This is a genomic window from Pseudorhizobium xiangyangii (genome assembly GCF_020531965.1).
Classification (GTDB): Bacteria; Pseudomonadota; Alphaproteobacteria; order Rhizobiales; family Rhizobiaceae; genus Neorhizobium; species Neorhizobium xiangyangii.
Window position 1 is genome coordinate 30,985 of record NZ_JAJAWH010000017.1, and the last position, 15,434, is coordinate 46,418.

Annotated in this window: 15 protein-coding genes; 9 read left to right on the plus strand and 6 right to left on the minus strand. The window is 58.7% G+C overall.

Annotated elements, in window-relative coordinates; genetic code table 11:
• Positions 1-32: 32 nt before the first annotated feature.
• Positions 33-1,724 carry an ABC transporter permease gene (locus LH464_RS16010; protein ID WP_226787403.1) on the plus strand — a complete coding sequence of 564 codons (1,692 nt, stop codon included), beginning with the start codon at positions 33-35 and terminating at the stop codon, positions 1,722-1,724.
• Positions 1,725-1,730: 6 nt separating this feature from the next.
• Here LH464_RS16010 and LH464_RS16015 read toward each other — a convergent pair whose 3' ends face one another.
• From LH464_RS16015 to LH464_RS16025, 3 genes are all read right to left on the minus strand, one after another.
• A complete protein-coding gene (locus LH464_RS16015) occupies positions 1,731-2,225 on the minus strand; it encodes an RES family NAD+ phosphorylase (protein ID WP_226787482.1) in 495 nt (164 codons plus the stop codon).
• Between the two features lie 8 nt (positions 2,226-2,233).
• Positions 2,234-2,584: an antitoxin Xre/MbcA/ParS toxin-binding domain-containing protein gene (locus tag LH464_RS16020; protein ID WP_226787483.1), complete on the minus strand. Its 351-nt coding sequence runs from the start codon at positions 2,582-2,584 to the stop codon at positions 2,234-2,236.
• 88 nt (positions 2,585-2,672) lie between these two features.
• Entirely contained in the window at positions 2,673-3,146 is a 474-nt protein-coding gene (locus LH464_RS16025) for a hypothetical protein (protein WP_226787404.1), read from the minus strand.
• A gap of 308 nt (positions 3,147-3,454) precedes the next feature.
• Between LH464_RS16025 and LH464_RS16030 the strand changes: the two genes are divergently transcribed.
• The 7 genes from LH464_RS16030 to LH464_RS16060 are packed head-to-tail and all read left to right on the plus strand — an operon-like array spanning position 3,455 to position 10,974.
• Positions 3,455-4,486, plus strand: coding sequence for a LacI family DNA-binding transcriptional regulator (locus LH464_RS16030; RefSeq protein WP_226787405.1), 1,032 nt, complete (start codon positions 3,455-3,457; stop codon positions 4,484-4,486).
• Positions 4,487-4,499: 13 nt separating this feature from the next.
• Positions 4,500-6,101: an FAD-dependent oxidoreductase gene (locus LH464_RS16035; RefSeq protein WP_226787484.1), complete on the plus strand. Its 1,602-nt coding sequence runs from the start codon at positions 4,500-4,502 to the stop codon at positions 6,099-6,101.
• A gap of 27 nt (positions 6,102-6,128) precedes the next feature.
• On the plus strand, positions 6,129-7,400 hold the full coding sequence (locus LH464_RS16040; RefSeq protein WP_226787406.1) for an ABC transporter substrate-binding protein: 1,272 nt from the start codon (positions 6,129-6,131) through the stop codon (positions 7,398-7,400).
• Between the two features lie 10 nt (positions 7,401-7,410).
• Positions 7,411-8,343: a carbohydrate ABC transporter permease gene (locus LH464_RS16045; protein WP_226787407.1), complete on the plus strand. Its 933-nt coding sequence runs from the start codon at positions 7,411-7,413 to the stop codon at positions 8,341-8,343.
• Positions 8,333-9,175 carry a carbohydrate ABC transporter permease gene (locus LH464_RS16050; RefSeq protein ID WP_226787408.1) on the plus strand — a complete coding sequence of 281 codons (843 nt, stop codon included), beginning with the start codon at positions 8,333-8,335 and terminating at the stop codon, positions 9,173-9,175. Before LH464_RS16045 ends, LH464_RS16050 begins: the two co-directional genes overlap by 11 nt.
• A gap of 16 nt (positions 9,176-9,191) precedes the next feature.
• Positions 9,192-10,244 carry an ABC transporter ATP-binding protein gene (locus tag LH464_RS16055; RefSeq protein WP_226787409.1) on the plus strand — a complete coding sequence of 351 codons (1,053 nt, stop codon included), beginning with the start codon at positions 9,192-9,194 and terminating at the stop codon, positions 10,242-10,244.
• Between the two features lie 10 nt (positions 10,245-10,254).
• Complete coding sequence (locus tag LH464_RS16060) at positions 10,255-10,974, plus strand: hypothetical protein (protein WP_226787410.1); 720 nt, start codon at positions 10,255-10,257, stop codon at positions 10,972-10,974.
• Positions 10,975-10,998: 24 nt separating this feature from the next.
• On the opposite strand, the gene kdgD is transcribed toward LH464_RS16060, so the two are convergent.
• From kdgD to LH464_RS16075, 3 genes are all read right to left on the minus strand, one after another.
• Positions 10,999-11,928, minus strand: coding sequence for a 5-dehydro-4-deoxyglucarate dehydratase (gene kdgD, locus LH464_RS16065; protein WP_226787485.1), 930 nt, complete (start codon positions 11,926-11,928; stop codon positions 10,999-11,001).
• Positions 11,929-11,957: 29 nt separating this feature from the next.
• Complete coding sequence (locus tag LH464_RS16070) at positions 11,958-12,932, minus strand: mannonate dehydratase (protein WP_226787411.1); 975 nt, start codon at positions 12,930-12,932, stop codon at positions 11,958-11,960.
• Positions 12,933-12,998: 66 nt separating this feature from the next.
• Positions 12,999-13,700, minus strand: coding sequence for a FadR/GntR family transcriptional regulator (locus LH464_RS16075; RefSeq protein ID WP_226787412.1), 702 nt, complete (start codon positions 13,698-13,700; stop codon positions 12,999-13,001).
• 131 nt (positions 13,701-13,831) lie between these two features.
• Between LH464_RS16075 and LH464_RS16080 the strand changes: the two genes are divergently transcribed.
• Positions 13,832-15,427 carry an ABC transporter substrate-binding protein gene (locus LH464_RS16080; RefSeq protein WP_226787413.1) on the plus strand — a complete coding sequence of 532 codons (1,596 nt, stop codon included), beginning with the start codon at positions 13,832-13,834 and terminating at the stop codon, positions 15,425-15,427.
• Positions 15,428-15,434 lie beyond the last annotated feature (7 nt).

Genomic DNA, 15,434 nt, shown 5'->3' on the forward strand with positions numbered 1-15,434 from the left:
GCGCCTTCTTTATGTCAGGTATGGATCACGCAATGCCAATCAGCTCCGCCGCCGCCCGCTTGACAAAGCGTCCAGGCAGTCGCTGGCTGACGTTCTCGGGGATAATCGCCCTTATCGTCGTGTTTCCTGTCGCTGGACTGCTGATGGAAGCGCTCAAGGGATCTGCAGGGCTCTGGGCTCATCTCTTTTCCACCACTCTGCCGGTCGCACTTGTCGACACGGTTATCCTGCTGTTGGGCGTGGGCGTGGTTACTGCCGTGCTCGGCACAACAACAGCGTGGATGGTGACCGCTTACGAATTTCCCGGGCGACGTGTGCTGGAATGGGCGCTGCTTCTACCGCTCGCCGTGCCGACCTACATCATTGCCTACGCCTACCTCGACATCCTACATCCCATCGGTTCCGTTCAAGGCGCGATCCGCTGGATGCTGGGCTACGACAGCCCGCGGCAGTTTCGTCTGCCTGATGTACGCTCGATGACCGGCTGCATCTTGCTGCTAGGCTTCGTTCTCTACCCCTATGTCTACATCCCGACACGAGCCATGTTTCTCACTCAGTCGGGAAATCTCATCGATGCGGCTCGTACACTCGGCATCTCCCGTCGCGCGGTGTTTTGGCGGATCGCACTACCATTGGCTCGTCCCGCCGTCGCCGTCGGCATCAGCCTCGCGCTAATGGAGACCCTCAACGACGTCGGCGCTGCGGAATTCCTGGGTGTCAGGACAATGACCGTGTCGATCTACACGACGTGGATCACCCGATCCGATCTGCCGGGCGCGTCGCAGATCGCTCTTGCCTTGCTGCTCGTCGTCGTTGCGCTGGTCGCTTTGGAGCGCTGGGCGCGACGCAAGCAGCGTTACGCCACCGATGCACGGCGCAGCCGCGGAATGGCTTTGCAGCAGGTATCGGCATGGAAAGGCATGCTGTTGTTGTTTTCAGGCCTGATCCCGGTCTTGCTTGGTTTTGGAGCACCGGCGCTCTACCTCACGACGGAAGCATGGAAGCGTTACCAGTTTGCAGGCATTTCACCCCGAATTCTCGACGAGGCCGTGAACACGATCGCGATCGCAACGGCGGCGACCGTGGTGACAATCGGCCTGGGTCTTGTCGTTGCCTACGCTACTCGCGTCCGCCCAGGCCCGAAATCATCCTGGCTGCTGCGTTTTGCGACCATGGGATATGCCGCGCCTGGTACTGTCGTGGCTATCGGGGTGCTGATCGTGCTGGCCGGCCTGGACCGATTTATCGACCGTACCGCGATAGCATGGCTCGGGGTCTCGACCGGACTATTGTTCATTGGCTCCGGGGCCGCCGTGGTCTACGCACTGACTGTGCGCTTCCTCGCGATTTCCGCGGGTGGCATTGAGGCCGGCCTATCGAGAATTCCCGGCTCGCTTGACCATGCATCACGCAGTCTCGGCCAATCGAGAGCGGGGACATTTCTGCATGTGCATCTGCCATTATCCAGAGCGGCGATTTCGGCCGCCGCCCTGCTGGTCTTCGTGGATTGCGTCAAGGAATTGCCGGCGACGCTATTGTTGCGGCCGCTGAACGTTGAAACCTTTGCCACACATCTCTACGGCGAGGCTGCAAGAGGCACGTATGAAGAGGCCTCGATTGCTGCACTCGCCATTGTCGCGATCAGCATTCTTCCCGTCATTCTGCTCTCTCAGGTGGGACGCAGTCGCGCCGTCGCTCCAAGTCCCATCGGATCGTTGCAGTAGCCGTGCTTATAAGAGGCGATTTTCGTCGTCTATGAGTTCAAGCTTGGATGGCGCGGCCGGACCCCATTTCCATAGAACCAGATTCATATCATCGGGTCCGGCGCCCTTGGCAAAACTGCGAACCAGGAGGCCATTATAGCCTTTTGCGATAAGGGTGCGGGCCAGTGTCTGGGTTGGCGCCTCTCCCAATGTCCGCATCTGGTCACGCCAGGTCGGATCGGAGAGTGACGCGTCGTCGAGACCGGCTGAACCGAGAGCAACCGCATCGCGGGTATCAAAAATCGTTTGGATATCCGCTCGGTAGCTGACCAGTGTCGTTGGCTGCAGGTCGCCCACCTGATTGGCTTCCCGCAGTGCGGTAAGGACAGACAGGGAGGCATAGAGCGCGGGAACGCCTTTAGGGTTGAACCGTCCCCCGTAGAGTTCGGCTCCTCGACCCGACATCGGCTCGCGCGCGTAGATCGGGTTTAGCGCGCGGTATAGCTTTCCGGAATAGCTGATCGACACGACTAGGCGTGCACACCGGCATCGACTGAGTCGATAAAGTCGAGGACATCCTCGGCTCTTCCTTCGCGGACCAATTGCATGGCGGTTTGGCCTGAAAATCCGGGCAACGGTTCGGATCGATACCACGCATAGGCCATGAGCGCGGAGCCAAAACGCGGTTCAACCTTGTTTACGACCTCCACCATTTCGCGCAACCGCCGTTGGGTCTTGTCCGAGCGAACCCTGTCCTTTCGCTGGACGGCGTCCTTACCCAAGCCCGCCGTGCGCGCAATCTCTTCGCTGGTTGTGCGGAAGACGTCGGCGATTTTCGCCGGCGCAAACAACCCATGATCTGCATATTGGGCAAGGCCCATCATCCAAGTCCTCTTCATCGTCCGCCATATGTGACGCAATATAGCGTCAACACTGCCGGCAATCAAGATGGTCACGAACAGCCAACCACTACTTCTGGGCAAAGCCAATCATTGATATCCCGACAGACCATTGCAGATTATCGAGTTGATGGTCACCTCGCCGCGAGGCAGAAAAGCCGTGCGGCAGCAGTTCATAACATGCCACTGATGCTTCGTTTGGCCCGATGATGTGGTCGCTTCGCAGGAAGGCCCGGTAGACGATTGAGGGATTTTCCTCCTCCCGAGCGATAAGGCTGAAGGACAATCGCTCAACGGTTCGGCCGGATCCGTTCGAAAACTCTATCCGAATGGGTCTGGCAGGATCCGTGCAAGCTTGGGAATCGACGGAGGCCTTTACCGAAATTGCCTCGTGCTCGGTCGAATGCCGCTCGGTTTCGCGCTTGGTCACGACCGAGAGAACTGCGCCGACCACACAGGCAAGAGCGAGTACGGCGTAGCCCGCCTTACGGTTAAAGAAGAAGATGAGGATGATAACGCCGATAGCAACGGCCCACGCTATCACTCTTGCATCCTCATGGCGTTCCCCTTGCTCATCATGAGTTTGTAAATAAGGGAAATACCTCTGAATGCAATGCGGATGACTGAGCCAATTGCGCCACGCTCCCTGGCCGTCGTGGACTTCAAGGCAATCGACAAACCCTTGGGCGTCACCTCCCTTTCCTCCCTAGGCTCCTTCGATCACCGCGTCCTACGCCTCCAGGATAGTAAAACTCCGCGCGGTATAGCAGCCTCTTGCAGGCGCCAGCCGAAGGTGCTAATGCGTATTATCTGCTAATACGCATTAGCATTTATTGAGTGGGGAGAATGCAGTTGGCCGGCGCAAAGCGTCTGACGCAAAATGACATCGCGAAGCTCGCAGGCGTAAGCCAGGCGACGGTTTCGCTTGTCCTGAATGGTGCGACAAACGCCGTGGCTCGTATCCCGCAAGAGACGCGGGAGAGGGTGCTCCAGGTCATCCGCGATACCGGCTATGTCGCCGATCCAATTGCCCGCCGAATGGCGAAGGGCCATAACCGGATCCTGGGCGTTTTTACCTACGAGCCGGCGTTCCCCAGCGAACAGGCAGACTTCTTCGCGCCGTTCCTGCTCGGCATCGAGGAAGAGGCCCAGGCACACAACTATGATCTATTGCTTCTGACCGGCGCAGGCGTCGGCAAGGAACGCAAGATTTTTGGAGACGGCAACCGGTTGCGGATTGCTGACGGTTGCCTTGTTCTTGGTCGCGAATTTGATCGCAGCGAGCTCAAGCAGTTGGTGGCCGGAGATTATCCCTTTGTCGCCATCGGCCGGCGAGAGGACGCCGGCGGACCGGTTCCTTATGTCGGCGGTGACTACGCCAGCGCAACACAGGAGCTCGTGGAAAAGGCGAAAGCCCTTGGACATCGGCGAGTGGCCTATGTCGGGCCCTCAGGGCCGGCCGAATCCGTCACTGATCGATGGACGGGATTTTGTGCAGCGCTGCGAGGTGGGGCAGAGCTCGTCCTGCACGTCAAAAGCTCAGATAGGCCGGCCGGCGAGGTGCTGGAGGCACTCGTTCAATCCGGCGCAACCGCAGTCTTTTTCGTCGAACTGGCGGACGCCGTTCGCGTGGAGGCGGCAGCGCGCCAACACGGGCTTGCAATCCCAAGCGATTTCTCTGCCGTCGTGCTGGGCAGTCACATCCGGGCGGATCGAAGCCCGGTGCAGTTCACCTCGTTTGCCATTCCCCGAGAGGAGATGGGCCGCCAGGCGACAGCCACGCTGGTAGACCGCATCGAGAAGGGTGCTCCCAGACAACAAATTCTCCTGAAGTGTGAACCGGTGGAAGGGGAAACCCTGGCGCCCGCAAAAAAACGGAAATGACGACGTGAAAGATATGCGAGCAGACATTCTTGTGGTGGGCGGCGGACTTGGCGGCGTGGCGGCGGCCCTTGGCGCGGCGCGCGCCGGGCGCAGTGTCATCATGACCGAAGAATTTGACTGGATCGGCGGGCAATTGACCAGTCAGGCCGTCCCATCCGACGAACATACCTGGGTCGAACAGTTCGGCATCACGCGATCCTACCGGAAACTGCGCAATGGCATCCGCCAATACTACCGCGACCACTATCCTCTCACGGAGGCAAGCCGCGCCTGGACCGATCTCAATCCTGGCGCAGGATGGGTAAGCCGCATCTGCGCCGAGCCGCGTGTCAGCCTGGCGGTGATGGAAGCCATGCTGATGCCGTATCTTGCTTCCGGGCGGCTGAGGTTGCTGCAGCCCTACAGGCCGGTCGCCGCCGATGCCGATGGTGACACGGTGCGAACCGTGACGGTTCGGCATCGTGATCTGGGCAAGGAAATCACGATCCATGCGGCTTACATTCTCGACGCGACGGAACTGGGCGACCTCCTGCCGATGACCGGCACGGAATACGTAAAAGGATTCGAGGCCCAGTCCGACACAGGCGAGCCGAGCGCACCTGACGATGCACAGCCCGACAACGTCCAGGCGGTGTCTATCTGCTTCGCCATCGACCATGTCGATGGCGACCAGACAATCGACAAGCCGGAAAACTACGACTACTGGCGCAGCTATCAGCCGCATTTCTGGGGTGGTCCACTGCTCGGGTTTACCGCCCCACATCCCCGTACACTCGAGTTCACAACGCGGTCCTTTACTCCCAATCCCGACGACGACCCGACGCTGGTCGACGCCGATCAGCGCAGAGGGGGCGGCGATGAAAACCTCTGGACATTCCGGCGGATTGCTGCCCGCCGAAACTTCCAGCCCGGTCTCTATGAATCCGACATCTGCTTCGTGAACTGGCCGATGATCGACTACATGGACGGCACGATCATCGACGTTTCCGAAGACGAAAAAGCCAAACACCTCAAGGCTGCCGCCGACCTTTCCTACTCGGTCTTCTACTGGCTTCAAACGGAGGCGCCGCGTGTCGACGGAGGGCAGGGGTTCAAGGGACTACGCCTGCGTGGCGACATCACCGGCACCGAGCACGGCCTTGCCATGGCGCCTTACGTCCGCGAAAGCCGTCGCATCAAGCCGGTGACGCGCATCGTCGAGCAGGACCTCTCCTTTGCAGTGCGCGGTGCTCTAGGCGCCCTCCACTACCGCGACAGCATAGGGATCGGCATGTACCGCATCGACCTGCATCCCTCGACTGGCGGTGACAACTATATAGACGTGCCATCCTGCCCATTCGAAATTCCGCTTGGCGCGCTTTTGCCGGAGCGCATGAAAAACCTGGTCACGGCAGGCAAGAATATCGGCACAACGCATATCACCAACGGCTGTTACCGGTTGCATCCCGTCGAATGGAACATCGGTGAGGTTGCCGGCATGCTTGCCGCCCACTGCCTTGACAAGGGTCTCACACCCCATCAGGTCCAGGAAAATGACGAGCACCTTCACGATTTCCAGAGAGAGCTGGCACGTGAAGGCATCGAAATGCGCTGGCCGGATATAGCGGCCTATTGATCAACCCATCTTGGAGGAGGACCGGGAATGACACATAAAAGGACTTTGACGTCGGCAATGACCGCACTTGCAGTGGTGGTGCCGCTCGCCTGGGGCGGCGCGAGCCACGCCCAGGAGGCGATCAATCTACGCATGACCATATGGAGCGCCAACGAGGCGCATCTGACGCTCTTTAACGAGATCGCCGCGGGGTTCAAGGAAGATAACCCCGATGTTACGGTGACTTATGAATCCCTGCCGTTCGATACGTACACCACGGCGTTGACGACCCAGATCGCCGGCGGAAATGCGCCGGACATGGCTTGGATCTTCGAAACCTCAGCCTATGACTTCGTCGCATCCGGAGCATTGCATCCGCTGACCGACACGTTGACTGCCACGGAGGGCTATAACCTCGACGAAGTGAACGGAACTGCAACGGAACGCTGGTCGCAAGATGGAGCGCTCTATGCCTATCCATTCTCCACATCGCCGTTTGGCATGTTCGTCAACAATGATGTCATCAAGGCCTCCGGCGCCAAAACACCGGCGGAGCTCATAGCAGCCGGCGAATGGACATGGGAGAACGCGATCGCAACCGCGGCCACAGTCGGGAAAGCCGGCAAGGCAGGGCTGATCATCCGCGACTTCAAGTATCAGATGTGGCAGAACCTCGCCTCCGTCTGGAATGGCTGGGGCGCCTCTCCGTGGGGTGAGGACGGCAAGACCTGCACATTTGCCGAGCAGCCAATGATTGATGCGCTGAGCTTTATTCATGAAGCGGCTTTCCAACAGAAGGCCATGCCAGGCCCTGGCGAGGACGTCGACTTCTTTGCCGGCAATGCGGCGATGACCATCACGCAGATCAGTCGCGCTTCCTTGCTTCCCAAGGACAATCCATTTGACTGGGATCTGGTGCCGCTTCCGAAGGGACCGGCTGGTGAATACGCACTGATCGGTCAGGCCGGGGTCGGTGTCCTGGCGGGAAGCAAGAACGCTGAGACAGCGGCGAAATTCATCGCCTACATGACGAACCCGGAAAATTCGGCAAAGCTCAGCCAGTTCTTCCCCTCGGCGCGCAAGTCTCTGCTCAACGCCGAAATCTTGAAGAAAACCAATCCGCTCCTGAGCCAGGAGCAGATCGACCGGGTCGTCATCGCCGGAATTGAAGCGGGCAAAGTTATCCCCGGCCACACCGGTTTCGCCCAGATCCAGCAGACCGTTCGCGCAGGCCTCGACAGCATATGGCGGCCAGACGCCGACATTCCCGCTGCAACGCAGGCAATCTGCGGCCAGATCGGCCGCATGTTGCAGCGCTAAAGGAAAAGACATGGCTGTCGCGCAGGATCACGTGCCGTCGGACGCCCGCTCCACGTCGCCGTTCTGGACGGTTGCGCGGCGCGACAGCCTCGCCGGTTTCCTCTTCATCGCACCGCAATTGATAGGCGTCATCGTTTTCGTGCTTGTTCCGCTTGGGCTGGTGTTCTGGTATTCGCTGCACGAGTGGAACGTGCTGGCAAACACGTTCACCTATACGGGCAGCGAAAACTACCGAATGCTCCTGTCTGACCCCTCGATTGTTCGTGTGCTTGGGGCAACGGCGATCTTTTCGGTCGGCCTGGTGATATTCAACCTGTCGCTGGCGCTGCTGCTGGCGGTACTTCTAAATCAGCGCCTTCCCGGCATTACCGTTTTTCGTACGTTGTTCTTCTCTCCGGTGGTGGTCTCGCTCGTAGCGTGGACGATCGTCTGGGGCTTCCTGTTGCAGAAGAACGGCGGGATCAACGGCATGCTTCTCGTTTTCGGCATGGAGGGACCGAACTGGTTGCGCGAGGAAACGACAGCGATGATCTCGGTCATCGTCGTGCAGGTCTTCAAGAATGTCGGCCTCAACATGATCCTGTTCCTGGCGGCGTTGCAGGGCGTACCGAAGGAACTCTACGAGGCGGCCCGAATCGACGGGGCTCCACCGTTCAAGCAGTTCCGGCGCATAACCTTGCCGCTGATCAGCCCAACGATTCTGCTTACCTCCATCATCACCATCGTCGGTTCGCTGCAGGTCTTTGCGCAGATCGCCGTGCTTACCCAGGGTGGCCCGGGCCTCTCGACCACCGTCCTCGTCTACTACCTCTACCAGCAGGCCTTCCAGTTCCACTTTTTCGGCTACGGCTCGACGCTGTCGATCCTACTTTTCGTGATCGTCGCCGTTCTGACTTTCGCCCAATGGCAGATGCGCAAGAGGATTGTCTTCTATGAAAGCTGAACTTTCTGCGCGCATGAAAGTCACATTGTACGGCCTGCTGTGTGTGTTGCTCATCCCCTTCGTCTTCCCGACCTGGTGGATGGTCACGTCCTCCTTCAAGCCAATCAGTGACATCTTTGCGTTTCCACCCCAGCTCCTGCCGCAACGCTACGACTGGACCACCTATTCCAAGGTGTTCGAATTGCAGCCTTTTGTGCAGCAATACTGGAATTCCGCCTATATCGCTGCAGTGGTGACGATCGGCACGATGATCATCTCGTCCATGGCCGGTTACGCCTTTGCGCGTATTCGCTTCCCCTTCGCCAACACCATGTTCATGATCGTGCTGCTCGGGCTTCTGATCCCGTCCGAGGTCACGATCGTTCCACTCTTCCAGATGTTTCTCCAAGCCGGCCTGGTGAATACCCATTGGCCACTGATCCTGGTGCCAATGTTCGGCGCGCCGAGCATATTCGCCACTTTCGTCATGCGGCAGTTCTTCGTGACGCTGCCAGTCGAACTCGAGGAGGCGGCACGTGTCGATGGACTTGGTCGCTTCAAGATCTTCGTCAGGATTGCCCTGCCGCTTGCTAAGCCGGCTCTGGCGTCCGTCGCAATCTTCACCTTTCTCCACTCGTGGAATCTCTTCCTCGAGCCTATCGTGTTCCTGTCGAGCGCCGAGAAGTTCACCCTGCCGCAGGCGCTGACCCAGTATACCGATGCTTACGGGGGGCCGATGTGGAACATCCAGCTCGCAGCCGCCACGCTGACAGCGTTGCCGGTACTCATCGTCTTCATCATCGCGCAGAAGCAGTTCGTCGAAGGGCTTGCGCATACCGGCCTGAAGGGCTGAGCACGGATAAGGTCTTATGGCTGAAGTTACTCTTTCCCAAGTTCGTAAAAGTTACGGCGCCGTCGACGTTATTCACGGCGTCGATCTAGAGATCAGGGATGGCGAGTTCGTCGTGCTGGTTGGTCCATCCGGATGCGGCAAGTCGACCTTACTAAGGATGGTCGCCGGTTTGGAAACGATCACTGACGGTGATGTTCGTATCGGTGACCGCATCGTCAACGATCTCGATCCCAAAGACCGCGATATCGCCATGGTCTTCCAGAGCTATGCACTCTATCCCCATATGACAGTCGCGACGAATATGGGCTTCTCCCTCGAGCACCGCGGTGGGAGCAAGACAGAGATTGCCGAACGGGTGAATTGGGCAGCCGGCATTCTCGGTCTTGAGAAGCTTCTTGAAAGGTACCCTCGACAGCTTTCCGGAGGACAGCGGCAACGTGTCGCCATGGGCCGCGCCATCGTTCGCAATCCGCAGGTCTTCCTGTTTGATGAGCCGTTGTCAAACCTGGATGCAAAGCTGCGCGTTGTGATGCGCGGCGAGATAAAGGCCCTGCACCAGAGGCTGAAGACAACGACCATCTATGTCACCCATGACCAGGTGGAGGCGATGACCATGGCCGACAAGATCGTCGTTCTGAATGGCGGCCGTGTCGAGCAGATCGGAGCTCCTCTCGACCTCTACGACCGGCCGGCCAACCAGTTCGTGGCCAGCTTTATCGGGTCGCCTGCGATGAATTTCATAAATGGTACAATCACGCATGACGGCTTTGTCGCACCGGGTATCGTGCTGACACTTCCGGAAGGAGTGCGCGGACTTCACGATCGCAAGGTTGTCTACGGCATCAGGCCTGAGCATTTCACGGTCGATGACAGCGGAGTGACCATGGAGGTTCTACTCGTCGAACCCATGGGCTCGGAAACGCAAGTAACGATGAAGCTCGGCGAGACAACGATCACCGGCGTCTTTCGTGAACGCATAGCACTGACGCCCGGCTCCACAATCCGCGTGCGCCCGGAGCTTGCCAGTGTCCACCTGTTCGCTGCCGACAGCGGCCAACGCTTGAATTGAGGCCGATTGCATGCCCTTTTACCCGGAAACCAAGCTTACGGTCGCAATGCGTGACGGTGACTTCCCGATCATCGTTTCGCTGGCTCGCCACGATCTTGACCTGGCGAAGGCGGCGCTTGGGGCAGGGGCCGTTGCCCTGAAAGTCCATCTCAATGCCTACCATCGCGCCACAGGAACCACCTTCGGCTCATATGCCGAGGAGCGACCCTTTCTTGAAAAGCTCGCCATGCTTGGAGTGCCGTTGCTGGTGATGGCAGGCCAGGAGACAGTACCGACGGCGCAAGAGATGGACCGTCTGGCCGAGTTAGGCTTCGAAGCGTTCAATGTCTATTTCGACCACCTGAAGCCCCATCTCCTGCAATCGCAATTACGGCCCGTTCCCGCGCTCGGTGAAATGAGTACCAACGAAGACCTCAATGCCATCATTGCCATTCCAGGCGCGATGATGGAGGCGTCCGTTGCATCTTTTGCGGACTACGGCACGCCCCTTGGCGAGGCGGATTTTTCGCGCTACCGGGAGATCGTCGCCAGCGCCGGCATCCCCGTCATCGCGCCAAGCCAGAAGCGCTTTGTCGCCAACGACATACCGAAGTTGAAAGCAGCGGGCATCGCCGCCCCCCTGCTTGGTGTCGTCGTGACCGGCACGACGCCGCAGAGCATGGAAGCAGCCGTCCGGCCGATTGCAGATGCGTGCTCAACGAAAGCGATAATTTGGCAGACCAGTCAATAACATACCAACCGATCTGCCTCGTTGTCACTCGGCTGCTGAGCGCGACACCAGTTCGTTGGCATCGATGATCTTGCGGAAGAGCGCAAGCTCATCAGGTTGGAGATCAGTGAGTGGTGGACGGACCGGGCCGGGATCCTCGCCCACCAGCTTAAGACCCGCCTTGATCATGGAAACCGCATAACCACGCCGACGGTTGCGCAGCGCAACGAAGGGGAAGAAGAAGTCCTTCAGGATCATGTCAACCGTCGCTTGATCACCTCCGCGCAGTGCAACATAGAAGCGCTGTGCGAGAGCCGGGACAAAATTGAAAACGGCGGACGAATATGTCGTCACGCCGGCGGCGAAATAAGCCTGGGCATAGACTTCGTGGGTTGGCATGCCCCCAACGTAAACGAGCCGGTCCTGAAGCTTGGTCGTGATCTCTATGACCTTGTCGACATCGCCGACGCCGTCCTTGAAGCCGACCAGGTTTGGACATGCGTCGGACAGACGCTGCAGGCTATCGGCGGTGAGTACGGCGTTGTCGCGATTATAGACGATGACACCGATGCCGACCGATTGGCAGACCGCCTTGACGTGCGCGATCAGGCCCTCCTGTTCGCAGAACATAAGGTATTGGGGCAGCAGCAGCAGACCATCGGCTCCTGCCTTTTCTGCAGCCTGGGCGATTTCGATAGCCAGCGCCGTTCCGTAACCTGTGCCAGCAATGATCGGCGTGGTGCCTGCCGATGCCTTGGCCGCCTTGACGACCTTCGGCACCTCAGATGGTGCAAGCGAGAAGAACTCGCCCGTCCCCCCCGCCGCGAAAAGAGCCGCGGCGTCGAACTGGGAAAGCGATTCGACGTGCTTGCGATAACCTGCTTCGTTGAAGCTCAGATCCGCATTGAAATGGGTTACGGGGAAGGAGAGGAGGCCGCTACCGACGGCTTTCTTCAATTCGGTTGAATGCATGATTAAAGTCCTGCTCGTCTAGTAGGGGGAAATCAGTTGGCGGAGAGCGTCTGCAGCAGCGCGGCGATGTAGCCGTAGCAGAAGGCGAAGGCGACGCCGGTCGGGTCACGACCGCTGATGCGTGGCACATGGTCAGGCATAACCATGTACTTGTAGCCGACCTCCTTATAGATCCTCAGCGAGCGGGCCATGTCCATGTCACCTTCTTCCGGGAAGGTTTCCATGAACGATAGCTTGCCGCCGCTGATGTTGCGGAAGTGCAGGTTGAAGATCTTTCCGCGGGTGCCGAACCAGCGGATTACGTCATCGATCTCCTCGCGTGGGTTGTCGAGCATTTCTCCAATCGAGCCCTGGCAGAAATTCAGTCCGTGATAAGGGCTTTCGCGCATTTGAACGAACGTCTTCAAGCCTTCGACGGTGCCGAGCACGCGGGTCACGCCCTTGTAGCCGGGCGGCGTGTAGGGATCATGTGGATGGCAGGCAAGCCGTACCTTGTTGCTTTCGGCGACCGGCACGACGCGCTCGAGGAAATAATCGATGCGTTCCCAGTTGTCGTCTTCAGACAGCACACCCGCCAAACCGGGGGCGGCACGCTGGTCGGCCAAGGTCCATCGGAACGCCTCGTTGAGCGAGCCGCCACGCCCCTTTTCAAGCTCTGTTCTGGGGATGCCGATCAGATTGAGATTGTATTTTACCGCGGGAATACCGGCCGTGGCGCAGTTTTCGATCATCTTGCAGACGAGATCGATCTGGCGGTCGCGCTGAGGGCCCGCCAAGAGGATATCGGGAAGCGAGGCTTTCTCGATCGGCTGGGAGGGAAGCGGCAACTGGATCATGTCGAGTACAAGTCCGAAGCTCTCCACATGGTCGCGATGACGCTCCAGATCCTCGAGAGTCCAGCTCGACGGGAGCCCCGGCGGATCCGCCGAGATATTGTTCACTCCAAGCTGCGCGAAGACTCGGTAATCGTCGTCGTCGCGTGCGGCGACCTGCGTTCCCAGATACACATAAACCTCCCGAAATGGCGTCACTACTCATATGACATAATATGACTTAGCTAGCCTGTCGAGAGCTTATTGCTGGTCCGCCATGATTCTGTAGCGCCGCTGGCTCGCATTGATATGGTCGCGCATTGCCTGTCGGGCACGGTCGGGATCCTGCTCCGCGATCGCCTCCAGGATGGCAACATGCTCGGCATTCACTCTTGCCAGGTACTCCTTGTCCATTGCTTCCGGGAGCGTTGGGAACTGGCTGCGCGGAATGGCCCTTTGCCCGAACTGGCGGAAAACATCGACGTAAATCCGGTTATTCGTTGCCGCCGCGATTGCCATGTGGAAGTCAAAATCCGCATCAACCGTGGATTGGCCCCGGTCGATCATTTGTCCCATTCGACGGTTCGCCATCCGTATGGCACTTTCCTGCTCGGCCGTGCGGCGATAGGCAGCAATTGCCGCCGCTTCCCCCTCTGTTGCAAGGCGAAACTCTAGCAACTCAAGGGTTGCAGGGATATTGTTTATCTCTGTCGGCGTGAGCTTGACGCTGTGGTGAGCCTTGGGGTCACTGACAAAAACACCCTTGCCCTGGAGGGGACGGACAAAGCCCGCGGATCTCAAATCGGCAATAGCTTCACGCACGACCGTGCGGCTTACACCGAACTGCGCTTCGAGCTGCGGCTCGGTCGGAAGCTGGTCGCCCTCCTTCAGCTTTCCTGCTTCAATTTCGTGCCGCAGGTGGTCGATTACCTGCTGAGCCAGCCTTTGGCGCGTCGGCTTCATCCTTCTTCATTCCTTATTTCGCATTGTGACCGCAGCGAGCCTTGTCACATCGATATAAGTCCGCTAAGTCATAATACGACATACGGACGACATATGATGTTATCTCTATGATATCCCAGGGAGGGGAATCTATGAAGCATTTTTGTACCCGACTTTTGGCCCAGGTCGCACTAAGCGCGATGATCCTGGGTGCGCCCGCTGCATTTGCAGAAACCCCGGATGACCAACTGGTGATAGCGACCTCGCTTGCGCAGGTTCTGTCGCTCGATCCGCATCAGGCGACCGAGGCGAAGGCCAACGAGATCATGGCGAACCTTTACGATCGCCTTATTTCCGTTGGCCCCGGCGGAGAGGTGCTACCACAGCTTGCCCAGAGCTGGGATATCGATGACAAGGGAATTACCTTTCATCTCCGCGATGCTGAGTTCGCCTCCGGCAACGCCGTCACGTCTGCAGATGTCGTTTACTCCATTACCAGGCTTCTGAAGCTTGATCAGGCTGCCGCGGCAAACCTCAAGCGCGTGGGTTACAACTCCGGCAATGTCGAGAAGCTGGTGACCGCGCCGGACGAAAAGACTGTCCGGATTGATTTGTCGGGTGAGACCACATCGGAACTACTGCTTTACCGGCTGGCAATGGTCATAGCGAGCGTCGTTGACAGCGAGGAGGTCAAGGCCAACGAAGTCAATGGCGACTGGGGCAACGGTTGGCTGCGTACGAACTCGGCCGGTTCCGGGCCCTTCACGCTCGATCGCTGGACGCCGAATGAAATCGTCATTCTCGAGGCGAACGATGACTACGTTGGTGGCGAGCCGAAGATGCGTCGTGTCATCGTGCGCCATGTGCCCGAGAGCCAAGTCGAACGATTGATGCTTGAACGTGGCGACGTCGATATTGCAAATGCATTGACCGCCTCGGACCTCGCGACGTTCAACGACAAGGAAGGTTTCGCGATCCAGCGCGTACCGACCGGGGGCTTCTATGTTCTGGCGATGAATGCCGGCAAGGAGCCCTTGTCCAATCCGAAAGTCCGCGAAGCGATTGCCTACGGCATCGACTACAAGGGCATGGAAACGGCCATCATGGGTCCTTACGGGCGGGCGCGCACTGTACCGGTGCCGGAGAATTTCAAACACGCTATCCCAAGCCCCGACTGGCAGTTGAACGTCGAAAAGGCCAAGTCATTGCTGGCGGAAGCCGGATATCCGGATGGTTTCTCGCTGACACTCAAGACGATTGCCCAGACGCCCCGCATTGATCTCGCGACCGCAATGCAAGCCTCGCTAGGCGAAATCGGCATTGAGGTAAAAATCCAGCAGGGGAACGGTTCGGACATTATCGCCGCCCACCGTGCGCGCGATTTCGATCTGCTGATGCCGCAGACGGGTGCCTACATGCCGAATGTCCTCGGCTCCATGGAGCAGTTCTCCAGCAATCCCGACAACTCCAAGGAAGCCAACAACGCAGGCAACTTCGTGTGGCGTTCCGCCTGGGATATCCCAGAACTGACCGCCCTGACGGCCAAGGCGTCTCTAGAGCCGGATGCGAAAAAACGTGGAGAGATCTACGTCGAGATGCAGGAGCTTTTCGTAAAGCAGAAGCCGGCCGTCTTGCCGCTCTTCGAACGATACGAGCCGATCGTGCAAAGCACCCGGGTGCAGAACTATGTAGGCCATCCCAGCCAGACGACGCGCCTTGAAGGCGTGACAAAAACTGCAGCTGAGTAACCAGTCA